This window comes from Streptomyces sp. NPDC040432, from assembly GCF_055595445.1.
Genome location: NZ_JBVIVP010000004.1, coordinates 12543 through 31754, shown reverse-complemented (window position 1 = coordinate 31754; position 19212 = coordinate 12543). Strand labels below are relative to the sequence as shown.

At 73.2% G+C, this 19212-nt stretch carries 20 protein-coding genes; 11 read left to right on the top strand and 9 right to left on the bottom strand.

Going from position 1 to position 19212, the window contains the following annotated elements:
- Positions 1-15: 15 nt before the first annotated feature.
- Both ACZ58N_RS10450 and npdG read right to left on the bottom strand, forming a co-directional pair.
- On the bottom strand, positions 16-195 hold the full coding sequence (locus tag ACZ58N_RS10450) for a hypothetical protein (protein ID WP_471157629.1): 180 nt from the start codon (positions 193-195) through the stop codon (positions 16-18).
- Between the two features lie 139 nt (positions 196-334).
- The gene (gene npdG / locus ACZ58N_RS10445; RefSeq protein WP_471157628.1) at positions 335-1039 is read right to left on the bottom strand and encodes an NADPH-dependent F420 reductase; all 705 of its coding nucleotides are present in this window, start codon (positions 1037-1039) and stop codon (positions 335-337) included.
- A 105-nt stretch (positions 1040-1144) separates the two neighbouring features.
- On the opposite strand from npdG, the gene ACZ58N_RS10440 reads away from it, so the two are divergent.
- Complete coding sequence (locus ACZ58N_RS10440) at positions 1145-1750, top strand: hypothetical protein (RefSeq protein ID WP_471158284.1); 606 nt, start codon at positions 1145-1147, stop codon at positions 1748-1750.
- 18 nt (positions 1751-1768) lie between these two features.
- On the opposite strand, the gene ACZ58N_RS10435 is transcribed toward ACZ58N_RS10440, so the two are convergent.
- A complete protein-coding gene (locus ACZ58N_RS10435; RefSeq protein WP_471158282.1) occupies positions 1769-2011 on the bottom strand; it encodes a hypothetical protein in 243 nt (80 codons plus the stop codon).
- Between the two features lie 71 nt (positions 2012-2082).
- Between ACZ58N_RS10435 and map the strand changes: the two genes are divergently transcribed.
- Together map and ACZ58N_RS10425 are read left to right on the top strand one after the other, a co-directional pair.
- The gene (gene map, locus ACZ58N_RS10430) at positions 2083-2940 is read left to right on the top strand and encodes a type I methionyl aminopeptidase (protein ID WP_389705372.1); all 858 of its coding nucleotides are present in this window, start codon (positions 2083-2085) and stop codon (positions 2938-2940) included.
- A gap of 131 nt (positions 2941-3071) precedes the next feature.
- Positions 3072-3719, top strand: coding sequence for a biliverdin-producing heme oxygenase (locus ACZ58N_RS10425; RefSeq protein WP_471157626.1), 648 nt, complete (start codon positions 3072-3074; stop codon positions 3717-3719).
- A gap of 89 nt (positions 3720-3808) precedes the next feature.
- On the opposite strand, the gene ACZ58N_RS10420 is transcribed toward ACZ58N_RS10425, so the two are convergent.
- The 3 genes from ACZ58N_RS10420 to ACZ58N_RS10410 are packed head-to-tail and all read right to left on the bottom strand — an operon-like array spanning position 3809 to position 7542.
- Positions 3809-4459, bottom strand: a complete 651-nt coding sequence (locus tag ACZ58N_RS10420; protein WP_471157624.1) for a PhzF family phenazine biosynthesis protein — start codon at positions 4457-4459, stop codon at positions 3809-3811.
- Positions 4460-4478: 19 nt separating this feature from the next.
- Entirely contained in the window at positions 4479-6044 is a 1566-nt protein-coding gene (locus tag ACZ58N_RS10415) for an HtaA domain-containing protein (protein WP_471157623.1), read from the bottom strand.
- Between the two features lie 52 nt (positions 6045-6096).
- Positions 6097-7542, bottom strand: coding sequence for an HtaA domain-containing protein (locus ACZ58N_RS10410; protein ID WP_471157622.1), 1446 nt, complete (start codon positions 7540-7542; stop codon positions 6097-6099).
- 180 nt (positions 7543-7722) lie between these two features.
- Between ACZ58N_RS10410 and ACZ58N_RS10405 the strand changes: the two genes are divergently transcribed.
- From ACZ58N_RS10405 to efeU, 6 genes are all read left to right on the top strand, one after another.
- On the top strand, positions 7723-8682 hold the full coding sequence (locus ACZ58N_RS10405; RefSeq protein ID WP_471158280.1) for a heme/hemin ABC transporter substrate-binding protein: 960 nt from the start codon (positions 7723-7725) through the stop codon (positions 8680-8682).
- Between the two features lie 89 nt (positions 8683-8771).
- A complete protein-coding gene (locus ACZ58N_RS10400) occupies positions 8772-9908 on the top strand; it encodes a FecCD family ABC transporter permease (protein ID WP_471158279.1) in 1137 nt (378 codons plus the stop codon).
- A 56-nt stretch (positions 9909-9964) separates the two neighbouring features.
- Positions 9965-10810, top strand: a complete 846-nt coding sequence (locus ACZ58N_RS10395) for a heme ABC transporter ATP-binding protein (RefSeq protein ID WP_471158277.1) — start codon at positions 9965-9967, stop codon at positions 10808-10810.
- Positions 10811-10976: 166 nt separating this feature from the next.
- Entirely contained in the window at positions 10977-12128 is a 1152-nt protein-coding gene (efeO, locus tag ACZ58N_RS10390) for an iron uptake system protein EfeO (RefSeq protein ID WP_471157621.1), read from the top strand.
- 29 nt (positions 12129-12157) lie between these two features.
- Positions 12158-13429 carry an iron uptake transporter deferrochelatase/peroxidase subunit gene (efeB, locus tag ACZ58N_RS10385; protein WP_471157620.1) on the top strand — a complete coding sequence of 424 codons (1272 nt, stop codon included), beginning with the start codon at positions 12158-12160 and terminating at the stop codon, positions 13427-13429.
- A gap of 22 nt (positions 13430-13451) precedes the next feature.
- The gene (gene efeU, locus ACZ58N_RS10380) at positions 13452-14303 is read left to right on the top strand and encodes an iron uptake transporter permease EfeU (protein WP_471157618.1); all 852 of its coding nucleotides are present in this window, start codon (positions 13452-13454) and stop codon (positions 14301-14303) included.
- Positions 14304-14327: 24 nt separating this feature from the next.
- Here the strand turns inward: efeU and ACZ58N_RS10375 are convergent, their stop codons facing one another.
- The 3 genes from ACZ58N_RS10375 to ACZ58N_RS10365 form a co-directional block, all read right to left on the bottom strand.
- Positions 14328-14891: a GNAT family N-acetyltransferase gene (locus tag ACZ58N_RS10375; protein ID WP_471157617.1), complete on the bottom strand. Its 564-nt coding sequence runs from the start codon at positions 14889-14891 to the stop codon at positions 14328-14330.
- A complete protein-coding gene (locus ACZ58N_RS10370; RefSeq protein ID WP_471157616.1) occupies positions 14891-15766 on the bottom strand; it encodes a PhzF family phenazine biosynthesis protein in 876 nt (291 codons plus the stop codon). Before ACZ58N_RS10370 ends, ACZ58N_RS10375 begins: the two co-directional genes overlap by 1 nt.
- 63 nt (positions 15767-15829) lie before the next feature.
- Positions 15830-16591 carry an SDR family oxidoreductase gene (locus ACZ58N_RS10365; RefSeq protein ID WP_471157614.1) on the bottom strand — a complete coding sequence of 254 codons (762 nt, stop codon included), beginning with the start codon at positions 16589-16591 and terminating at the stop codon, positions 15830-15832.
- A gap of 108 nt (positions 16592-16699) precedes the next feature.
- On the opposite strand from ACZ58N_RS10365, the gene ACZ58N_RS10360 reads away from it, so the two are divergent.
- Together ACZ58N_RS10360 and ACZ58N_RS10355 are read left to right on the top strand one after the other, a co-directional pair.
- Complete coding sequence (locus tag ACZ58N_RS10360) at positions 16700-18070, top strand: multidrug effflux MFS transporter (RefSeq protein ID WP_471157612.1); 1371 nt, start codon at positions 16700-16702, stop codon at positions 18068-18070.
- Positions 18071-18168: 98 nt separating this feature from the next.
- On the top strand, positions 18169-19200 hold the full coding sequence (locus tag ACZ58N_RS10355) for a small ribosomal subunit Rsm22 family protein (protein ID WP_471157610.1): 1032 nt from the start codon (positions 18169-18171) through the stop codon (positions 19198-19200).
- Positions 19201-19212: the final 12 nt, after the last annotated feature.

The following is a 19212-nucleotide window of genomic DNA, read 5'->3' as shown; positions in this document are numbered from 1 at the left end:
GCCCGGCGGCGGGGCTCAGACCTTCTGGGGCTTCTCCGCCTTGGCCTTGCGCATGTAGTACCAGGCCATGTTCGACGTCAGGCCGGCCAGCAGCACCCACACGATGCCGAGGAAGCTGCCCTCGACGAAGGCGACCACGGCGGCGGCCACGGCGAGGACGCAGACGACAACGGCGAACACGGCAAGGCGGGGCATCGGGAACAGCTCCTCGGCGACACGGGGCGGGGTCGAGCTCCTCCAGTGTCCCCCATGCGCCCCGGCGCGGACGGCCGGGGCACGGCCGCGGGAGGGCCGGATGCCGTCGGGGCCGCTGCGGGCGGCCCCGACGGGGGGCTCACACGTCGGTGAGGCGGAGTCCGGCGTGGGCCTTGTAGCGGCGGTTGGTGGAGATCAGGTTGGCGACCATGGCCTCGACCTGGTGGGCGTTGCGCAGCCGGCCGGCGAAGACGCCCCGCATGCCGGGGATGCGGGCGGCGAGGGCCTGGACGAGGTCGGTGTCGGCGCGGGACTCGCCGAGGACCATCACGTCGGTGTCGATCTCCTCCACCGAGGCGTCCTGGAGCAGGACCGCCGAGAGGTGGTGGAAGGCGGCCGTGACCCGGGAGTCGGGGAGCAGGGCGGCGGCCTGCTGGGCGGCGCTGCCCTCTTCGACCGGGAGGGCGTAGGCGCCCTGCTTGTCGAAGCCGAGCGGGTTGACGCAGTCCACGACGAGCTTGCCGGCGAGGTCCTCGCGGAGGGCTTCCAGGGTCTTCGCGTGGCCCTCCCACGGCACCGCGATGATCACGATGTCGCTGCGGCGCGCGCAGTCGGCGTTGTCGGCGCCCTCGACCCCGAGGCCGAGTTCCGCGGCGGCCGTCTCGGCGCGGTCGGCGGCGCGGGAGCCGATGATCACCTTCTGACCGGCGCGGGCGAGCCGGTAGGCGAGGCCCCGGCCCTGGTCGCCGGTGCCGCCGAGGACGCCGACGACGAGGCCGGAGACGTCCGGCAGGTCCCAGGGGTCCTTGGCCGGCGGCTTCTGCGTGCTGTCTGTGGAGGTCATGGGGGCGAGGGTACTGCCGAGTAGTCGCCGGTTCGAGTCCCGTGGTGCACGGCCAAGTGGAAGGAAGCGCTCCTGAAGGTGTGCCCGATGGTGCAGGATGCCGTCATGGACGCCGTCAGGGTCGCGCTGCTGCGTGAGGTGCTCGCCGGTACCGAGTGGCCGCGGGAGGCCCGCCGGTTCGCGGGTTCGCTGCGCCGGTCGGTGACGCCGTCCGGGAGCGGTCCGCTGCTGGTCGGCACGGAACAGTACGAGCCCTGGCACATGGCCGCGCACCTGGTGGACGAGGCCGCCTGGTCGGGGTTGCCGGAGCTGGCGCCGACGCTGGTGCGCCACCGGGTGCTGCCGGGGGAACCGCCGCACCTGTCGGTGGGGCTGGGGCGGCTGGAGGGGGCCCGGCGCGGGCACACGCTGCTGGTGGTGGCTCCGGAGCGGCCCGGCGCGGGGCTGCTGGAGCGGGTCCACGACGCCCGCCGCGCGGGGGCCACCGTACTGGCGCTGGACGCCGGGGACCCCGATCTCGGCGCGCTGGCGCACGAGGCGCTGTCGGTGCCGCCGGACACCGCCGGTCTGGATCTGGACACGGTGCAGCACCTGGTCAGCGCGGCGGCCGGGGAGAACGGCCCGGCCGCCCGGCGGGGGCCGGGGCGGTTCCGGGACCGGCTGGCGCGGCTGGCCGATCAGCTGACCGCCCCGCCGGCCGGCCGCTGGTAGGCGGCGCGGGCGCAGGTCCTAGGGCGTCGCGGCCCCGCCCTCGCCCTCCTCACGGGTCTTGTCGTTCCACTTCGGATCGTTCTGCCATTCGAGGTTGCGTTCCTGCGCCGTCTCCATGGCGTGGCCGGCCTCCTCGGGGCTCCCGTACGGGCCGAAGCGGTCCTTGGCGGGGCAGTCGGGGCCCTCTTCCACCTTGTTGTGGACCAGGCAGTAGTACCACTCGCCCGGCTTGCCCACCTGACGCTTCTTGAACAGGGCCATCGTCGTCCGGCTCCTCTCGATGCTGCTCTCGCAGCCATGCTGCCCCATCCCCGCTGGATACACTCGCTCGCATGTCTGGCCAGTCGCTGCTCGTACCAGGCGAGCTCTCTCCCGTCCGTTCCGTTCCCGGAAACATCCGCCGGCCCGAGTACGTGGGCAAGCCCGCGCCCACTCCGTACACCGGACCGGAGGTGCAGACGGCCGAGACCATCGAGGCCATGCGCATCGCCGGCCGGATCGCCGCCCAGGCGATGGAGGAGGCCGCCAAGCTCATCGCGCCGGGGGTGACCACCGACGAGTTGGACGCGGTCGCCCACGCGTACATGTGCGACCACGGTGCCTACCCGTCGACGCTGGGATACCGGGGCTTCCCGAAGTCCCTGTGCTCCTCGCTGAACGAGGTCATCTGTCACGGCATCCCCGACTCGACCGTCCTGCGGGACGGCGACATCGTGAACCTCGACGTGACCGCGTACATCGGCGGGGTGCACGGCGACAACAACGCCACCTACCTGTGCGGGGAGGTGGACGAGGAGTCGCGGCTGCTGGTGGAGCGGACCCGCGAGGCCCTGAACCGGGCGATCAAGGCGGTCAAGCCGGGCCGCCAGATCAACATCATCGGCCGGGTCATCGAGTCGTACGCCAAGCGCTTCGGCTACGGGGTGGTCCGGGACTTCACCGGGCACGGCATCAACTCGTCGTTCCACTCCGGTCTGATCATCCCGCACTACGACAGCCCGCACGCCACCACCGTCATCGAGCCCGGCATGACCTTCACGATCGAGCCGATGCTGACGCTGGGCACCCACGACTACGACATGTGGGACGACGGCTGGACCGTGGTGACGAAGGACCGCAAGCGGACCGCGCAGTTCGAGCACACGCTCGTGGTGACGGACAGCGGGGCGGAGATCCTGACCTTGCCGTAGGCATGAACCATCCGGACCTTTTTACCGACAAGGCGTCGGGAACACATTGACTTAGGCAAGCCTAAGTAGGAAGATCGGGCATGGCGGCACTGCCGCCACGCCTGTTTCCCCTTCCTTTCCGGAGGTCCGTCTTGGACGCCTTCTCCACGGTCATCCGTGTCGCCTCGCACGAGCAGCACACCGAGGCCGAGACCTCGACGTTCATGAGCGACCTGCTCGGCGGGCGGCTCGGCGTGGACGCGTACACCCGCTACACCGAGCAGCTGTGGTTCGTGTACCGGGCGCTGGAGGAGGCGGCCGACGCCCTCCGGGAGGACCCGGTGGCCGGGCCGTTCATAAGGCCCGAGCTGATGCGGCAGGCCGAGATCGAGCGGGACCTGGCCCACCTGCGCGGGCCCGGGTGGCGCGAGAGCCTGGTCGCGCTGCCCGCGACCGCGGCGTACGCCGAGCGGGTCGCCGAGTGCGCGGCGTCCTGGCCCGGTGGCTACGTGGCCCACCACTACACGCGCTACCTGGGCGACCTCTCCGGCGGCCAGATCATCCGCGACAAGGCGGAGCGCACCTGGGGCTTCGAGCGCAAGGGCGACGGCGTCCGGTTCTACGTGTTCGCCGACATCTCCAACCCGGCCGCCTTCAAGCGGACCTACCGGGAGCTGCTGGACGCGATCGCGGCGGACGACCTGGAGAAGCAGCGCATCATCGACGAGTGCAAGCGCGCCTTCGACTTCAACGGCGCGGTCTTCCGCGAGCTGGGCGAGCAGTTCCGCCTCAGCGCCTGACCCCGTACGCGAACGGAGGGCCGGCCCGGTGCGATGCGCACCGGGCCGGCCCTCCGTCATGTCCGACGCGTCGCCCCACGGGACAGCCCTCAGGCGGCGAAGCGGACCCGTCCGCCGATCTCGATCGTGCCGTCGGGGGCCGGGGCGGTGAGGATCTGCGAGCCCTCGCCCTGGGTGATGTTCAGGGCGCGGCCGAGTTGCGCGGTCAGCAGGATCGCCGCGGAGCCGGTGGCCTCGTCCTCGACGACGGCGCCGTCGGGGCGCCGGGGGAAGCCGCGGGCCCGGACCCGGCCGGCGGCCTCGTCCTCCCAGGCCCAGGCGTACAGCCAACCCTCGCCCGGGGGCGGGGCCGGCAGGGCGTCGACCTCGGCCGCGCTCGCGTACTGCTCCGTGCGCTTGCCCGTGACCCACTCGGGGCGGGCCGTGATCCAGGTGAACTCCCCGTCGCCGCGGGCCCATACGGAGCCGGCCGGCGGGTTGAGCTCCTCGATGTCGAGCAGCCAGGCGACGCCGACGAGCGGGTGTCCCGCGAAGGCCATCCGGGTGCCGGGCGTGCGGATGTCGACGACCCCGCGCTCGGGGTCGTCGACGAACACCGTCTCGCTGTAGCCGAGTTCGGCGGCCAGCGCCTGCCGGGACGCGTCGTCCGGGCAGGTGCGGCCGTCACGGACCACTCCGAGCGGATTGCCGAAGCGGCCGTCACCCGCGCAGAAGACCTTGAGCACATCGAGATCGTTCACGCGGGCATTCAAGCACGGCTCAGGCCTGGGCCGTTCGGCGCCGACGGGCGACGAACACCGCGCCCGCACCGGCGGCGACCACCAGGGCGGAGGCCCCGAGGAGGGCGCCGGCCGGGACCTCGGATCCGGTGGTGGCCAGGTTGCCGCCGACGGAGCCGCCGCCACCGGCCGAACCGCCGCCGCCGACCGAACCGCCGCCCACGGCGCCGCCGGTGGTGCCGGCGCCGGTGGTGCTGCCGCCCGAGGAGCCGCTGCCGCCGCTGCCGGCCGGCGGGAGGGTGACGTCCTTGTCCACGGCCACCGAGAGGTCGAGGGAGTCCATCGGCTTGCCCGGCTTGTACTTGTCCAGGACGGCGTTGTCGTTGGCGAAGACGGCGGAGCCCTGCTCGGTGAAGACGGCCGGGACCCCGTTGAGGGCGAGCAGCCCGTCCTTGGTCTTGTAGTCGGCCTTCGACAGGTCGAGCGTCGCGAAGGGGATGTCCTTGCGCAGGCCCGCGGCCGTCTTCGCGTCGAGGGTGAGCGTGCCCGTCGCGCCGTTGCCGACGACGCGGATGTTGCTGAACGTCAGGTCGAGCGCGTGCGCCGGGTACTCGAAGCGCAGGGTGCCGTCGAAGGCGGCGTTCAGCTTGCGGTTCTTGGTGTCGAGCTCGCCCTTGCCGAAGGCGAACGCGTAGGTGTTGCCGCTCTTGGCGGCGCCGCCGGACGCGGTGATGCCCTTCTCCCCGACGTACTCGCGGAAGGACTGCATGATGCCCCAGGTCAGCTTGCCGCTGAGGATCTTCTGGGGGCCGTCGGCGGGAGGCGTGACGGGCGGGGTCACCGGCGGCGTCACCGGCGGGGTGACGGGAGGCGTCACCGGCGGGGTCACGGGCGGGGTCACGGGAGGCGTCACCGGTGGGGTCACCGGCGGCGTGACGGGCGGGGTCACGGGAGGCGTCACCGGCGGGGTGACCGGGGGCGTCACGGGCGGGGCGAACTTCAGGGCCACCGTGACCTTGTCGCCGTCCGCGCCGGAGTAGGCGGGGCGGGCGAACACGGCGGCGAACTCCGGGGTCAGCTTGGTCGACAGGCCGGCCATGTTCATTCCGGTGAAGGCCACGTCCGCGAGGGGCACGTTCGGCGTGAGCGTGCCGTTCTTGGTGACGTCGGCCGTCAGCTTCTTCGTGCCGGTGCTGATCCGGAAGTTCTCCATCTTCACGACGAACCCGTGCGCGGTCCCGTCGAAGACGACGCGGCCCTTGAAGTTCGCGGTGACGACGTGGCCGCCGTCCTTGTCGTACTGACCCGTCGCCTGCCCGAAGCGGAAGCCTCCGGGTATCTCGGTGGCGCCGTCCTGGACGGTGACCGAGCCGATGCCCTTCACGTATTCGCGCAGGCTCGTGAGCACCCCCCAGTCGAGGGTGCCGTCGAGCACCGGGATGGGCGCGGCAGCCTGCGCCGCCGCGGGCTGCGCTGCGGCCTGCGCGGCTGCGGCCGGGGCGTTGCCGTCGGCGGTGGCGGGCAGGGCGAAGGCGGTGGTGCCGAGGGCGGCGGCGGTGAGTACGGCGGCCGCGACGGCGATCGGGCGGCGGGGGGACGACGACATGGCTGGGTGCTCCTGAAGGACCGTGACGAAGAGGAAGGGGGTGGGGCGGGTGCTACGGGGCGTCGGGGGACGCGGGCGCGGCGGGCGCGGGCTCGGCCGCGTTCGCGCGGCGGGACCGCAGCACCAGGAAGGCCGCGCCGCCGGCCAGGACCAGGACGGCCGCGGCGAGGGCGACGTACAGCCCGGTGTCGGAGGACTTGCTCGCCGCGGCGGCGGGTGCCGGTGCGGGAGCGGCGGAGGGGGAGGAGGCCTGGGGGGCCGGCGCGGGGGCGGCGGTGGAACCCAGGTCGGGCAGGGCCGGGAGCTGTGCGCTGCCGTCCAGGGCGACGGCGAGCGAGATCGGGTCCATCTCGGTGCCGGCCTTGTACATGGAGTTGAAGGCCTGGGAGCCGCCCTCGGTGAGGGTGGCCGGGGCCTCGGTGACGGTGGCGAGGTTGCCCTCGGTCTTCAGCGCCTTGGCGTCGAACTCGACGAGCGCCACCGCGTTCTTGGTCTCCGTGCCGGTGGTGACGTCGGCGGACAGGACGCCCTTGCCGTTCTCGACCTTGACCCCGACCTTGGCGAGCTTAAGGTCCAGGTGGGCGCCGGTGAAGTGGACGGTGCCGGCGAACGCGGCGTCGAGGGCGCCCTTCGAGCCGTCGTACGAGCCCTTGCCCTGGGGGAAGCGGAAGAGCGCGCCGCCGTCCTGGGCGCCTTCGGCGAGGGTCCACTTGCCCTGGCCGATGGAGCCGGTGACGTACTCGCGGAAGGTGCGGCGGATGCCCCAGTCGACGGCGGCGTCGGTGAAGGCGCCCTGCGCCTGCGGGGTCGCGGCGGGGGTGCTCGGCGTTTGCGAGGGCTGCCGCGAGGGCTGCTGCGCGGGCTGTTCGGCGGTCGGGGCCTTGACGTCGGCGGACAGCGAGAGGGGGTCGAGCCGCGCGCCGGCCTGGTAGTAGCCGGCGAAGGCCTTGGCGCCCTGTTCCGTGAGGGTGGTCGGAACGTTGGTGAGGGCGAGCGGGCTGCCGCCGCCCTTCATGTTGATGCCGCCCAGCCCCAGGGTGGCGAAGGGGACCTGGGACTGGTTGGTGACCGCCCCGGTGTCCTTGGCCTTGCTGGAGACGTCCAGGTAGAGGGTGCCGCTGCCGCCGGAGATCCTGACGGTCGGACGGCTGACGGTCATGTCCAGTTCGTACGCGCCGTCCGGCTTCTGGTGGCCCTGGAAGGCCACGCCGCCGGTGAAGGACGCCGTGAACTCACCCGTGTCCGGGTCGTAGGAGCCGTTCGCCGAGTGGAAGCGGAAGAGGCTGCCGCCGACCGTGGCGGCTCCGCTCCTCAGCTTGAAGCCGCCCTTCGCGATGGGACCGGTGACGTAGCTCTGGAAGGAGGACTTGAGGCCCCAGTCCAGTCGGCCGCCCTGTACGGTACGGCTCGCCGCATGAGCCGCGGTGGCCGGGAGCAGGGCACCCAGCAAGGCCGCCAGCAGGGCGACGGCGAACACACGGACGGATCTTGCGGGCATGAATGTCCCCTCCAGGGTCTAGCAAGCGAGGTTAGGCTAACCTAAGCTATCCCGGTCGAGGGGGGAACCCCCACGCCGGCAGAACCTCAGAGCCCCCAGTCGGACGATCAGGACGGTGCCTTCGTGCCTACGCCCGCCGCGTCAAACCGCTTCCCCCGCCTCGCCGTTGCCCTCGTGGCGATGGCCCTGGCGGTGACGGGATGCGGAGGTACGGCCACCCCCGAAAACTCCCCCGCGGCGAGTGCCGCGGCCGTCCCGGACCGGATCGAGCCGCTCGCCGCCGCACCGGTCCCGGCCCTACCGGTGACGGTGCCCTCGGTGGACGGCCCCCAGGTGACCGTCACCTCCGCGGACCGGATCATCCCGCTGACGGGCAGCCTCAACGAGATCGTCCAGACCCTCGGGCTCGGCAAGCAGGTCGTCGCCCGCGACATCACCGCCACCTTCGAGCAGGCCTCCGCCCTGCCGGTGGTGACACGTGGACACGACGTCTCCGCCGAGAGCGTGTTGTCGCTGCGCCCGACGCTGGTGCTGGCCGAGACCACCACCGGCCCCGCGGAAGCGATTCAGCAGATCCGCGACGCCGGGATCCCGGTCCTGGTGATCGCCCCCGCCAAGACGCTGGAGGACGTCCCGAAGCGGATCGACGCCGTGGCCGGCGCGCTGGGCGTCCAGGACGCCGGCGCGCAGCTCAAGCAGCGCACCGCCGACCGGATCGCCGCCGCCCGCAAGGACGTTCCGGCCGCCTCCGGGAAGAAGCCCCGCGTGGCCTTCCTCTACCTGCGCGGCACCGCCTCCGTGTACCTGCTCGGCGGCTCCGACTCCGGCGCCGCCTCGCTGCTGGAGGCCGCGGGCGCCGTCGACACCGGCAAGGACTCCGGCCTCGGCAAGGACTTCACCCCGATCACGAGCGAGGCCCTCGCCGCCGCCGCGCCCGACGCGATCCTGGTCATGACCAAGGGCCTCGAATCGGTCGGCGGGGTCGACGGCCTCGTCAAGGTCCCGGGCGTCGCCCAGACCCCGGCCGGCATGGACCGCCGAGTGGTCACCGTCGACGACGGCGTGCTGCTCAACTACGGGCCCCGCACCGACCAGGTGCTCTCCTCCCTGGTCGCGCAGCTCTACGGCAAGGGCGCCTGAGCATGACCCTCCCCTACGATCCCCCGCAGGCCGCCGGCTCCGCCACGGACCGGCCGACCGCGACGGAAACGCCCGTGACGGAGGCGGCGGTGACGAAGCCGGCCGCACTCCCGCACCCGCCCTCGGCCCCGCAGGGGCCCGGGGCGCCGGAGCCGGCCGAACCGTCCGCCGGACCCGACGCGGGTCCCGCCGGGCCGCGCGGTCGCCGGGCCCTGGTGCTCACCGTCGTCCTCGCCGCCGCCCTCGTCGCGTGCGCGCTCCTCTCCGCCGGAACCGGCGCCTACCGCATTCCGACCGGGGACGTGCTCGCCTCGATCCAGCACCGCATGGGCCTCGGCGGCGCCGCCCTCGACCGGGTCGGGGAGAGCGTGCTGTGGAACGTACGGCTGCCCCGCGTCGTCCTCGCGCTGCTGGTCGGAGCCAGCCTCGGCTGCGCGGGCGCCCTCATGCAGGGCGTCTTCGGCAACCCGCTCGCCGAGCCGGGCGTGATCGGCATCTCGGCCGGCGCCGCCGTCGGCGCGGTCGCCGCGATCGGACTGGGCCTCACCTTCCTCGGGAACTGGACCATCACGGCCTGCGCCTTCGTCGCGGGCCTGATCACCGTCTGCGCCGTGTACCTGCTGTCCCGCAACGGCGGCCGGACCGAGGTCGTCACCCTGATCCTCACCGGCATCGCCGTGAACGCCTTCGCGGGCGCCCTGATCGGCATGTTCATCTTTTTCGCGGACAGCGGTCAGGTCAACCAGATCACCTTCTGGCAGCTCGGCTCGCTCGCCCAGGCCACCTGGCCCAAGGTGCTCGCCGTCCTCCCCTGCGCCCTCGCCGGCCTGTTCGTCGCCCCCTTCTACGCCCGCAAGCTCGACCTGCTCGCCCTGGGCGAGCGCCCCGCCCGCCACCTCGGCATCGACGTCGAGCGGCTGCGCGTCGCCCTCATCCTGGTGGTGGCCCTGCTGACGGCGGCGGCCGTCGCCGTCGCCGGCGTCATCACCTTCGTCGGGCTCCTCGTCCCGCACCTGCTGCGGATGGCGAACGGCCCCGGGCACCGTTTCCTGGTGCCGGGCAGCGCGCTGGCCGGGGCCCTCGTGCTGCTCGCGGGCGACCTGGCCGCCCGTACCCTCGCCCAGCCCGCCGAGTTGCCCCTCGGCGTGCTGACCGCCCTGATCGGCAGCCCGTTCTTCTTCTGGTTGCTGCGTCGCACCCGCCGCAAGCAAGGAGGCTGGGCGTGACCAGCAAGCTGACCGGGCTGTTCGGCCGGAACAAGCGGACGGTCCCGGACCGGCCGCTGCCCGGGGCCGCCGTCGCCGAGATCGAGGGTCTGCGCCTGCGGCTCGGGGACCGCGAGGTCCTCTCCGGGATCGACCTGACCGCCGTGGCGGGTGAGGTGCTGGCCCTGGTCGGACCGAACGGCGCGGGCAAGTCCACCCTGCTCGCCGCACTCGCCGCCGACCTGCCCGCGACCTCCGGCAGCGTACGGATCGACGGGCGCCCGGTGGGCGACTGGTCGGCGCCCGAGCTGGCGCTGCGCCGGTCCGTGCTCCCGCAGGCCGCCGCCCTGTCGTTCCCCTTCCCCGTCGCGGACGTCGTACGGATGGGTCGCGCACCCTGGGCGGGCACCGCCTTCGCCGACGCGGACGAGGAGGAGGTGGCCGCCGCCATGGCCGCCACCGAGGTCACCCACTTCGCCCGGCGGCCCTTCTCCGCCCTGTCCGGGGGCGAACGGGCCCGCGTCGCGCTGGCCCGCGTCCTCGCCCAGCGGGCCCCGCTGCTGCTGCTCGACGAGCCCACCGCGGCGCTGGACCTGCGCCACCAGGAGCTCGTGCTGCGGATCTGCCGGGAGCGGGCGGCGGCCGGGGACGCGGTGGTCGTCGTCCTGCACGACCTCGGGTTGGCGGCGGCGTACGCGGACCGGGCGGCCGTGCTCCACGACGGCGGGATCGCGGCGGACGGGCCTCCGTCCGAGGTGTTCGGCGACGCCTTGCTGAGCCGTGTCTACCGGCAGCGGGTGGAGGTGTTCCCGCACCCGCGCACCGGCGCGCCGCTCGTCGTTCCGCTGCGCGAGCGGACCCGCCCGGGCACCGCCGACGACCGCGCGGGACGGCTCACGGACCCCGGCTTGACCCGGGCTTGACCACGGCTTGAGAGTGAAATGGCGGGGCCGTGACGGGCTTGTGTCCGGGGTGGAAATGTGAGAGGTGATTCACTGGACGGGCGGGTTGAGGTGAGGTAAGCCTCGGTTAAGTTAGGCCTGCCTCACTCGCTCATCACCCCCCGTCCTCAGCCCCGCAGGAGCCCCCATGCGCCCCGCCCGCATCACCGTCCTCACCGCGGCCGCCGCCGTGGCCGCGCTCACCGCCGTCACCGGCTGCGCCGAGAAGAGCGGCGGTACGGGCACCGACGCGATCAGCGTGAAGGCGTCCGACAGCGCCTGCGAGGTCTCCGCGAAGGAGTTCCCCGCGGGCAAGGTCACCATCGACGTCGAGAACAAGGGCTCCAAGGTCACCGAGCTCTACGTGCTCTTCCCGGACGACCGCATCGTCACCGAGCGGGAGAACATCGGCCCCGGCACCAAGGCCTCCATCACCGCGGAGATCAAGGCCGGCGACTACGAGATCGTCTGCAAGCCCGGCATGAAGGGCGACGGCATCCGCCAGAAGGTCAAGGCCACCGGCGAGGGCGGCGGCGAGAAGCGCAGCCCCGAGTTGGACGCCGCGGTCGCCGCCTACCGCAAGTACGTGCAGGAGCAGGCCGACGAAACGCTCCCGAAGGCCCGGGCGTTCGCCGACGCCGTCAAGGCCGGGGACGTCGAGGCCGCGAAGAAGGCGTACGCGCCCTCCCGCATCGGCTGGGAGCGCACCGAGCCGGTCGCCGAGTCCTTCGGCGACATCGACCCGAAGGTCGACGTCCGCGAGGACGGCCTGGAAGCCGGCCAGGACCCGGCCAAGGATTGGACCGGCTGGCACCGCCTGGAGAAGTCCCTCTTCCAGGACAACAAGATCGACGACAACGACAAGAAGCTCGCCGACACCCTGATCGCCGACCTCACCGACTGGCAGAAGAAGGTCGGTCAGGCGGAGATCACCCCCACCTCCATGGCCAACGGCGCCAAGGAGCTCCTCGACGAGGTCGCCACCGGCAAGGTCACCGGTGAGGAGGAGCGCTACAGCCACACCGACCTCGTCGACTTCAAGGCCAACGTCGAGGGCGCGCAGAAGTCGTACGAACTGCTGAAGCCGACCGCCGAGAAGAACGACCCCGCGCTCACCAAGCAGTTGGACACCCAGTTCGCCGCGCTGACCCTGCTCCTCGACAAGTACCGCGCCGACAAGACCTCCTACGAGTTCACCTCGTACGACAAGGTCGGCGAGGCGGAGCGCAAGGAGCTGTCGGACGGCGTGAACGCGCTCGCGGAGCCGCTGTCGAAGCTGGCCGCCGCGGTCGCCAAGTAGCCGACGACCGGAAGAGGCGGGAGAGGCGAATGGACGACTCGGTGCCGGGCCCGGAAGAGACCCGCGGTACGGCGAACGGCCCCTCGCGCCGCGCCCTGCTCGGCTGGGGCGGGGCCGGGCTCGCGCTCGGCGCCGCCGCGACCGGCGGCGCGGTCGCCGCGCTCCGCTCCGGTGCGGACCAGGTCCCGGCCGCCCTGTCCGGCGCGGCCGTACCCTTCCACGGCCCGCACCAGGCCGGCATCGCCACACCCGTCCAGGACCGGCTGCACTTCGCGGCCTTCGACGTGCGGACCAAGGACCGGGCCGAGCTGGTCGCGCTGCTCAAGGAGTGGACCGCGGCCGCCCGGTTGATGACGGCCGGCCTGCCGGTCGGCGAGGGCGGCTTCGGCGGCCTCCCCGAGGCCCCGCCGGACGACACCGGCGAGGCCCTCGGTCTGAAGGCCTCCCGCCTCACCCTGACCATCGGCTTCGGCCCGGGCCTGTTCGCCAGGGACCGGTTCGGGCTGGACGGCCGGCGGCCGGCGGCCCTCGTCGACCTGGAGCTCTTCCCCGGCGACAACCTGGACCCGGCCCGCTCCGGCGGCGACCTCTGCGTCCAGGCCTGCGCCGACGACCCGCAGGTCGCGGTGCACGCCATCCGCCAGCTCGCCCGCATCGGCTTCGGCCGGACCGCGATGCGCTGGTCGCAGCTCGGCTTCGGCAAGACCTCGTCCACCACGCCCGACGAACAGACCCCGCGCAACATGATGGGGTTCAAGGACGGCACCCGGAACATCTCCGGCACCGACACCGCCGCCCTGGACGAGCACGTCTGGGTCGGGCCCGGGGACGGCGGCGACTGGATGGCCGGCGGTTCGTACCTGGTCGCTCGGCGCATCCGGATGAACATCGAGACCTGGGACCGCACCTCCCTCCGGGAGCAGGAGGACATCTTCGGCCGGGACAAGGGCGAGGGCGCTCCCGTCGGCAAGTCCAAGGAGCGCGACGAGCCGTTCCTGAAGGCGATGAAGCCCGAGGCGCACGTCCGACTGGCCCACCCGGACTCCAACAACGGGGCGACGATCCTGCGCCGCGGCTACTCCTTCACCGACGGCACGGACGGCCTGGGCCGGCTCGACGCGGGCCTGTTCTTCCTCGCCTACCAGCGCGACGTCCGGACGGGCTTCGTCCCCATCCAGCGCGCGCTGGCCAAGTCGGACGTACTCAACGAATACATCCAGCACGTGGGTTCGGCAGTCTTCGCCGTCCCGCCGGGCGTCCGCGACGAGGACGACTGGTGGGGTCGGACGCTGTTCGCGTAGTCCCCTCCGGAGAGGAACCGCCGTGTTCGGCAACTATCTGATCGGCCTGCGCGAGGGTCTGGAAGCGGGCCTCGTCGTCTGCATCCTGGTCGCCTACCTGGTCAAGACCGACAACCGGGCCGCGCTGCGCCCGGTGTGGATCGGCGTCGGGATCGCCTGCGCGCTCTCGCTCGCGTTCGGCGCCCTGCTCGAATTCGGCACGCAGGAGCTGACCTTCGAGGCGCAGGAGCTGATCGGCGGGACCCTGTCGATCGTCGCCGTCGGCCTGGTGACGTGGATGGTCTTCTGGATGAAGCGCACCGCGCGACACCTGAGGGGCGAGTTGCAGGGCAGGCTCGACGCGGCGCTCGCGCTGGGCACCGGCGCGCTCGTGGCGACCGCGTTCCTCGCGGTGGGCCGCGAGGGCCTGGAGACCGCCCTGTTCGTATGGGCCTCGGTACGGGCGAGCGGCGAGGGTTCCTCGGCGCCGCTGATCGGGGTCCTGCTCGGCATCGCGACGGCGATCGTGCTGGCCTGGCTGTTCTACCGCGGCGCGCTCAGGATCAACCTGTCGAAGTTCTTCACGTGGACCGGCGGCATGCTCGTCGTCGTCGCCGCGGGCGTCCTCGCGTACGGGGTGCACGACCTCCAGGAGGCCCGTTTCCTCGGCGGCCTGGAGAACCGGGCGTTCGACATCAGCGGCGCGATCCCGCCGGACAGCTGGTACGGGGTGCTCCTCAAGGGCGTCTTCAACTTCCAGCCCGACCCGACGGTCCTCCAACTCGTGGTGTGGGCGCTGTACCTGGCGGTGGTCCTGACGCTGTTCCTGCTGCCGGTCCGCTCCGGCAAGCCCTCGGGCACGCCCGCCGGGACCCCGGGCGCCGCCCGGGGGTGAGCCGTCGAGCCCCGGGGCGCGCCGTCACCAGAGGCGGTCGGTGTTCCCCGGGTGCAGCGGGACGCGGGTCCCGGTCAGTGCGGTGCGATCGACCTCCCCGTCCGGGGTGAAGAACGCCGCGAGGACGGCCTTGTCGAAGCCGGGGGCGTCGGTGGCCAGCGGCTCCTCGGGGGTGCCGCCGACCAGGACGGTGCCGGGCAGGACCTCGAAGCCGGCCGCCCCGTAGAAGGGGACGAGGGGCCGGTCGCAGCTGAACAGCGCCAGGTCCACGGCGGGGTCGTCGGCCAACGCCGTGCGGGCCGCCGCCACCAGCCGGCCGCCCAGGCCCCGGCCCCGCAGCTCCGGCCGGGTCACCACCGAGCTGAGCCCGGCCGCGCGACGGCTCCGGCCGGCGACCGGGACCTCCTTGTACAGCAGCGCCAACGAGGCGCCGACCGTCCCGTCGGCGTCCATCAGCAGCAGCGCCCGCGGGGTGAGGGCCGGGTCGTGCCCGGGAGCGGCGCCGGGCCAGGCCGTCGCCTCCAGGGCGGCGACGCGGGCCGCGAGTTCCTCCGGGAGGTCGGCCTCCGCGTACGAGAGCAGTCGCATCAGGGGATGCGCACGCCCGCGCCGGTCACCCGCACCCGGGGGTCACCGGCCCGCAGCTCGACGGTCAGGACGCCGGGGCGGCCCATGTCGTCGCCCTGGTGGAGGGTGAGCACCGCCGCCTCGGGGACGAGGTCGAGCTGCCGGGCGTACGCCCCGAAGGCGGCCGCGGCGGCTCCGGTGGCGGGGTCCTCCACGACGCCGCCGACCGGGAAGGGGTCGCGGACGTGGAAGAGGGCCGGGCCGGCGCGGTGCACGAGCTGGACCGTGGTCAGGTCCAGGCGCCCCATCAGGGCCTCCAGCCGGGGGAAGTCGTACGACAGGTCGGCGAGGCGGGCGCGGGTGGCCGCGCCGAGCACGAGGTGGCGGGCGCCCGCGTAGGCGATGCGCGGCGGCAGTTCGGGGTCGAGGTCGGCGGCGGGCCAGTCGAGGGCGGCGAGTGCCTCCGCTAGGTCGTCCGCGGCGATGTCCTCGACGTGCGGGACGACGCTGGTCAGGGTGGCCCTCAGGTGTCCCTCCTCGGAGGTGACGGACACCGGCACGGTGCCGGCCGGGGTGTCGAAGACCAACTCCCCCGGACCGATCCGCTCGGCCAGCGCCACGGCCGCGGCCACGGTGGCGTGTCCGCAGAACGGCACCTCAGCCTTCGGGCTGAAGTACCGGACGGTGAAGCCGCGGCCGGGCTCCGGGGCCGTTCCACCGGGCTCGGCCGGTCCGGCCGGGCCGGTGAGGAAGGCCGTCTCGCTGTAGCCGAGCCGGGCGGCGACGGCCAGCATGGCGGCCTCGTCGAGACCGGCGGCGTCGAGGACCACCCCGGCCGGGTTGCCGCCGGCGGGGTCCTCGGAGAAGGCGGTGTAGCGCAGCACTTCGGTCGTCATGATCGGCTCAACCGCAGCGGGCCGGGCACCATTCCCGGCGGCCGGACCGTCGCCCGCGCGGGCTCAGCCGCGGCCGATGTACGGCATGGCGGTCGCCATCACCGTCGCGAACTGCACGTTCGCCTCCAGCGGCAGCTCCGCCATGTGGAGCACCGTGCGGGCGACGTCGGCGGCGTCCATGACGGGCTCCACCGCGAGTCGGCCGTCGGCCTGGAGGATGCCGGTCTGCATGCGCTCGGTCATCTCGGTCGCCGCGTTGCCGATGTCGACCTGTCCGCAGGCGATCCGGTGGGGGCGGCCGTCCAGCGAGAGGGACTTCGTCAGGCCGGTCATGGCGTGCTTGGTCGCCGTGTAGGCGATGGAGTTGGGGCGCGGGACGTGGGCGGAGATGGAGCCGTTGTTGATGATCCGGCCGCCCTGCGGGTCCTGGGCCTTCATCTGCCGGAAGGCCGCCTGCGCGCACAGGAAGGCCCCGGTCAGGTTGACGTCGACGACGGACTTCCAGGCCTCGTACGAGATGTCCTCCAGCGGAACCCCGCCGGGGCCGAAGGTGCCCGCGTTGTTGAAGAGCAGGTCGAGGCGTCCGTAGCGCTCACGCACCGCCCCGAAGAGCGCGTTCACGTCGTCGGGGTCGCTGACGTCGGCGCGGACGGGGAACACGTCCGCGTCGGTCCCGGCGGCCGCGGCGGTGTCCTCCAGGGGTCCGGTCCGACGGCCCGCCACGGCCACGGACCAGCCGGCCCCCGCCAGGGTCAGGGCCACGGAGCGGCCGATGCCGGTGCCCGCCCCGGTCACGATTGCGATCTTGCTCAGACGTGCGCTCATGGGGCCGCAGGCTACGTCACACCGGCGACGGGTCCACGGACGTTCCGCCAGCTGAGAGCATGGGGCGGTCAGGGGTGCATAAAGCAGATGAAAAGACTGGAGTTCCGCATGTCGGAGAGAGGCCCCTCGACGGCCCCCTCGCACGGGTCGTCGCCCGAGCCGTCCCCCGAAACATCCGCCGCCCCCGCACCGAACCCCGCCGCCGCCAACGCCGCCGTCGGCGTCCCGGAAGCAGGCGCCGCCCCCGCACCCCTGGCGGCCGCACGGCGCACCGGCCTGCTCGTCACCTTCGTCCTCGGCGGGCTCACCGCCCTCCCCCCGCTGTCCATGGACATGTACCTGCCGGCGCTGCCGGAGGTCACCACCGCCCTGAACAGCCCGGCCGCGACCGTCCAGCTCACCCTCACCTCCTGCCTCGCCGGCATGGCGCTGGGGCAGTTGGTGATCGGACCGATGAGCGACAAGTGGGGCCGCCGCAGGCCCCTGCTGATCGGCATGATCGTCTACGTCCTCGCCACCGCGATCTGCGCCCTGGCCCCGACGGCCGAACTGCTGATCGGCTTCCGGCTGCTCCAGGGCCTGGCCGGGGCGGCCGCCATCGTCATCGCGCGGGCGGTGGTGCGCGACCTGTACGACGGGGTCGAGATGGCCCGGTTCTTCTCCACACTGATGCTGATCTCCGGGGCCGCCCCGATCGTCGCGCCGCTGATCGGCGGCCAGGTGCTGCGGTTCGCCGACTGGCGGGGGGTCTTCGTCGTGCTGACCGTCGTCGGCGCCGCGCTCACCGCGGTCGTCTGGCGCACCCTCGACGAGACGCTGCCGCCCGAGCGGCGCCAGACCGGGGGCGTGGGCGCGGCCCTGCGGACCATGCGCGGCCTGCTCGGCGACCGGGTCTTCGCCGGGTACACCCTCACGGGCGGCTTCGCCTTCGCGGTGCTCTTCTCCTACATATCCGCCTCGCCGTTCGTGGTGCAGGAGATCTACGGGGCCTCCCCGCAGGCCTTCAGCCTGCTGTTCGGCGTGAACTCCGTCGGGCTGATCATCGTCGGCCAGATCAACGGAAAGCTGCTGGTCGGCCGGGTCAGCCTGGACAAGGCGCTGGCCGCCGGGATCGGGATCATCACCGTCGCGTCCGTGGCACTGCTGCTGATGTCGACCGGGGTGTTCGGGGAGGTCGGGCTGTTCCCGGTCGCCACCGCCCTGTTCGTCCTGATGTCGGCGATGGGCCTGCTGCTGCCGAACACCAACGCGCAGGCCCTGATGCGGACCCCGCACGCGGCCGGATCGGCCTCGGCCCTGCTGGGCACCTCCTCGTTCCTCGTCGGGGCCGTCGCCTCGCCGCTGGTCGGGATCGCGGGCGAGGACACGGCAGTGCCGATGGCGGTGGTCCAGCTCGCCTGTTCGCTGCTGTCGGCGGCCTTCTTCTTCGGGATGTGCCGACCGTGGCGGCCCCGGAGCCCGATGGCCACCGCGGGCTGAGCCCGTGCGGGCGGCGCGGGTGACCGTACCGCCCGCGTCCGTCGGGGCACCGTGCCACTGATGCCGGGCGGCCCCTCGGGGCGCCGTAAACTTCCCGGGTGAACGTCTCCGTCCCCGCCTCCGCCCCGACCACCGCCGAAACCCTCAGGTCCGCGCTGGCCGGACTGCTCGACGGGCTCCCGCCGAAGCAGGCCACGGCCGCCGTCGAGCGGCTGATCTCCAACTACCGGGGCACGATCCCGACCGACACCCCCGTGCTGCGCGACCGTTCCGACGTGGCGGCGTACGCGGCGTACCGGATGCCGGCCACCTTCGAGGCCGTTCGGTCCGCCCTGGACGGGCTGGCCGGGGCGGCGCCGCAGTGGGCTCCCGCCTCGCACGTGGACGTGGGCGGCGGGACGGGCGCCGCGACCTGGGCGGTCGACGCCACCTGGGACGGTCCCCGGACCACCTCCGTACTGGACTGGGCGGAACCGGCACTGGCCCTCGGCAGGGAGCTGGCGGGCCGTTCCTCCTCCGAGGTGCTGCGCGGCGCCGAGTGGCGCCGGGCCGTCATCGGGAGCGGCATCGCCCTGCCCGACGCCGACCTGGTGACCGTGTCGTACGTGCTCGGCGAGCTGACGGAGCCGGCCCGGCGGGCCGTCGTGGCGGAGGCGGCCCGCGCCGGGCAGGCCGTCGTCCTGGTCGAGCCGGGCACACCCGAGGGGTACCTGCGCATCCGGGAGGCCCGCGAGCAGCTGATCGAGGCCGGCCTGAAGGTGGCGGCGCCCTGCCCGCACGACGGGACCTGCCCGATCGGCGTCGGGCAGGACTGGTGCCACTTCTCGACCCGGGTCAGCCGTTCCTCCCTGCACCGGCAGGTCAAGGGCGGCTCCCTCGCGTACGAGGACGAGAAGTTCAGCTACGTCGCCGCGACCCGGTTCCCGGCGACGCCGGTCCCCTCCCGGATCACGCGGAGGCCGCAGATCCGGAAGGGGCTCGTCCAGCTGGAACTGTGCGGCCCCCTGGAACAGGGCCTGACGCGGGCCACCGTGACCAAGCGCCACGGCGACCTCTACAAGGCCGCGCGGAACGCCGACTGGGGCCACGGGTGGCCGCCGGCCGGGGCCGGGGACCCGCAGGACCGGTAGGGCCCTGCGGGC

Excerpts from the sequence above, each read along its gene's own strand:
- ACZ58N_RS10450 (WP_471157629.1), bottom strand. The coding sequence starts at position 195 with ATGCCCCGCCTTGCCGTGTTCGCCGTTGTCGTCTGCGTCCTCGCCGTG.
- npdG (WP_471157628.1), bottom strand. The coding sequence starts at position 1,039 with ATGACCTCCACAGACAGCACGCAGAAGCCGCCGGCCAAGGACCCCTGG.
- ACZ58N_RS10440 (WP_471158284.1), top strand. The coding sequence starts at position 1,145 with ATGGACGCCGTCAGGGTCGCGCTGCTGCGTGAGGTGCTCGCCGGTACC.
- ACZ58N_RS10435 (WP_471158282.1), bottom strand. The coding sequence starts at position 2,011 with ATGGCCCTGTTCAAGAAGCGTCAGGTGGGCAAGCCGGGCGAGTGGTAC.
- map (WP_389705372.1), top strand. The coding sequence starts at position 2,083 with ATGTCTGGCCAGTCGCTGCTCGTACCAGGCGAGCTCTCTCCCGTCCGT.
- ACZ58N_RS10415 (WP_471157623.1), bottom strand. The coding sequence starts at position 6,044 with ATGTCGTCGTCCCCCCGCCGCCCGATCGCCGTCGCGGCCGCCGTACTC.
- ACZ58N_RS10410 (WP_471157622.1), bottom strand. The coding sequence starts at position 7,542 with ATGCCCGCAAGATCCGTCCGTGTGTTCGCCGTCGCCCTGCTGGCGGCC.
- ACZ58N_RS10405 (WP_471158280.1), top strand. The coding sequence starts at position 7,723 with ATGGCCCTGGCGGTGACGGGATGCGGAGGTACGGCCACCCCCGAAAAC.
- efeO (WP_471157621.1), top strand. The coding sequence starts at position 10,977 with ATGCGCCCCGCCCGCATCACCGTCCTCACCGCGGCCGCCGCCGTGGCC.
- efeB (WP_471157620.1), top strand. The coding sequence starts at position 12,158 with ATGGACGACTCGGTGCCGGGCCCGGAAGAGACCCGCGGTACGGCGAAC.
- ACZ58N_RS10375 (WP_471157617.1), bottom strand. The coding sequence starts at position 14,891 with ATGCGACTGCTCTCGTACGCGGAGGCCGACCTCCCGGAGGAACTCGCG.
- ACZ58N_RS10370 (WP_471157616.1), bottom strand. The coding sequence starts at position 15,766 with ATGACGACCGAAGTGCTGCGCTACACCGCCTTCTCCGAGGACCCCGCC.
- ACZ58N_RS10365 (WP_471157614.1), bottom strand. The coding sequence starts at position 16,591 with ATGAGCGCACGTCTGAGCAAGATCGCAATCGTGACCGGGGCGGGCACC.
- ACZ58N_RS10360 (WP_471157612.1), top strand. The coding sequence starts at position 16,700 with ATGTCGGAGAGAGGCCCCTCGACGGCCCCCTCGCACGGGTCGTCGCCC.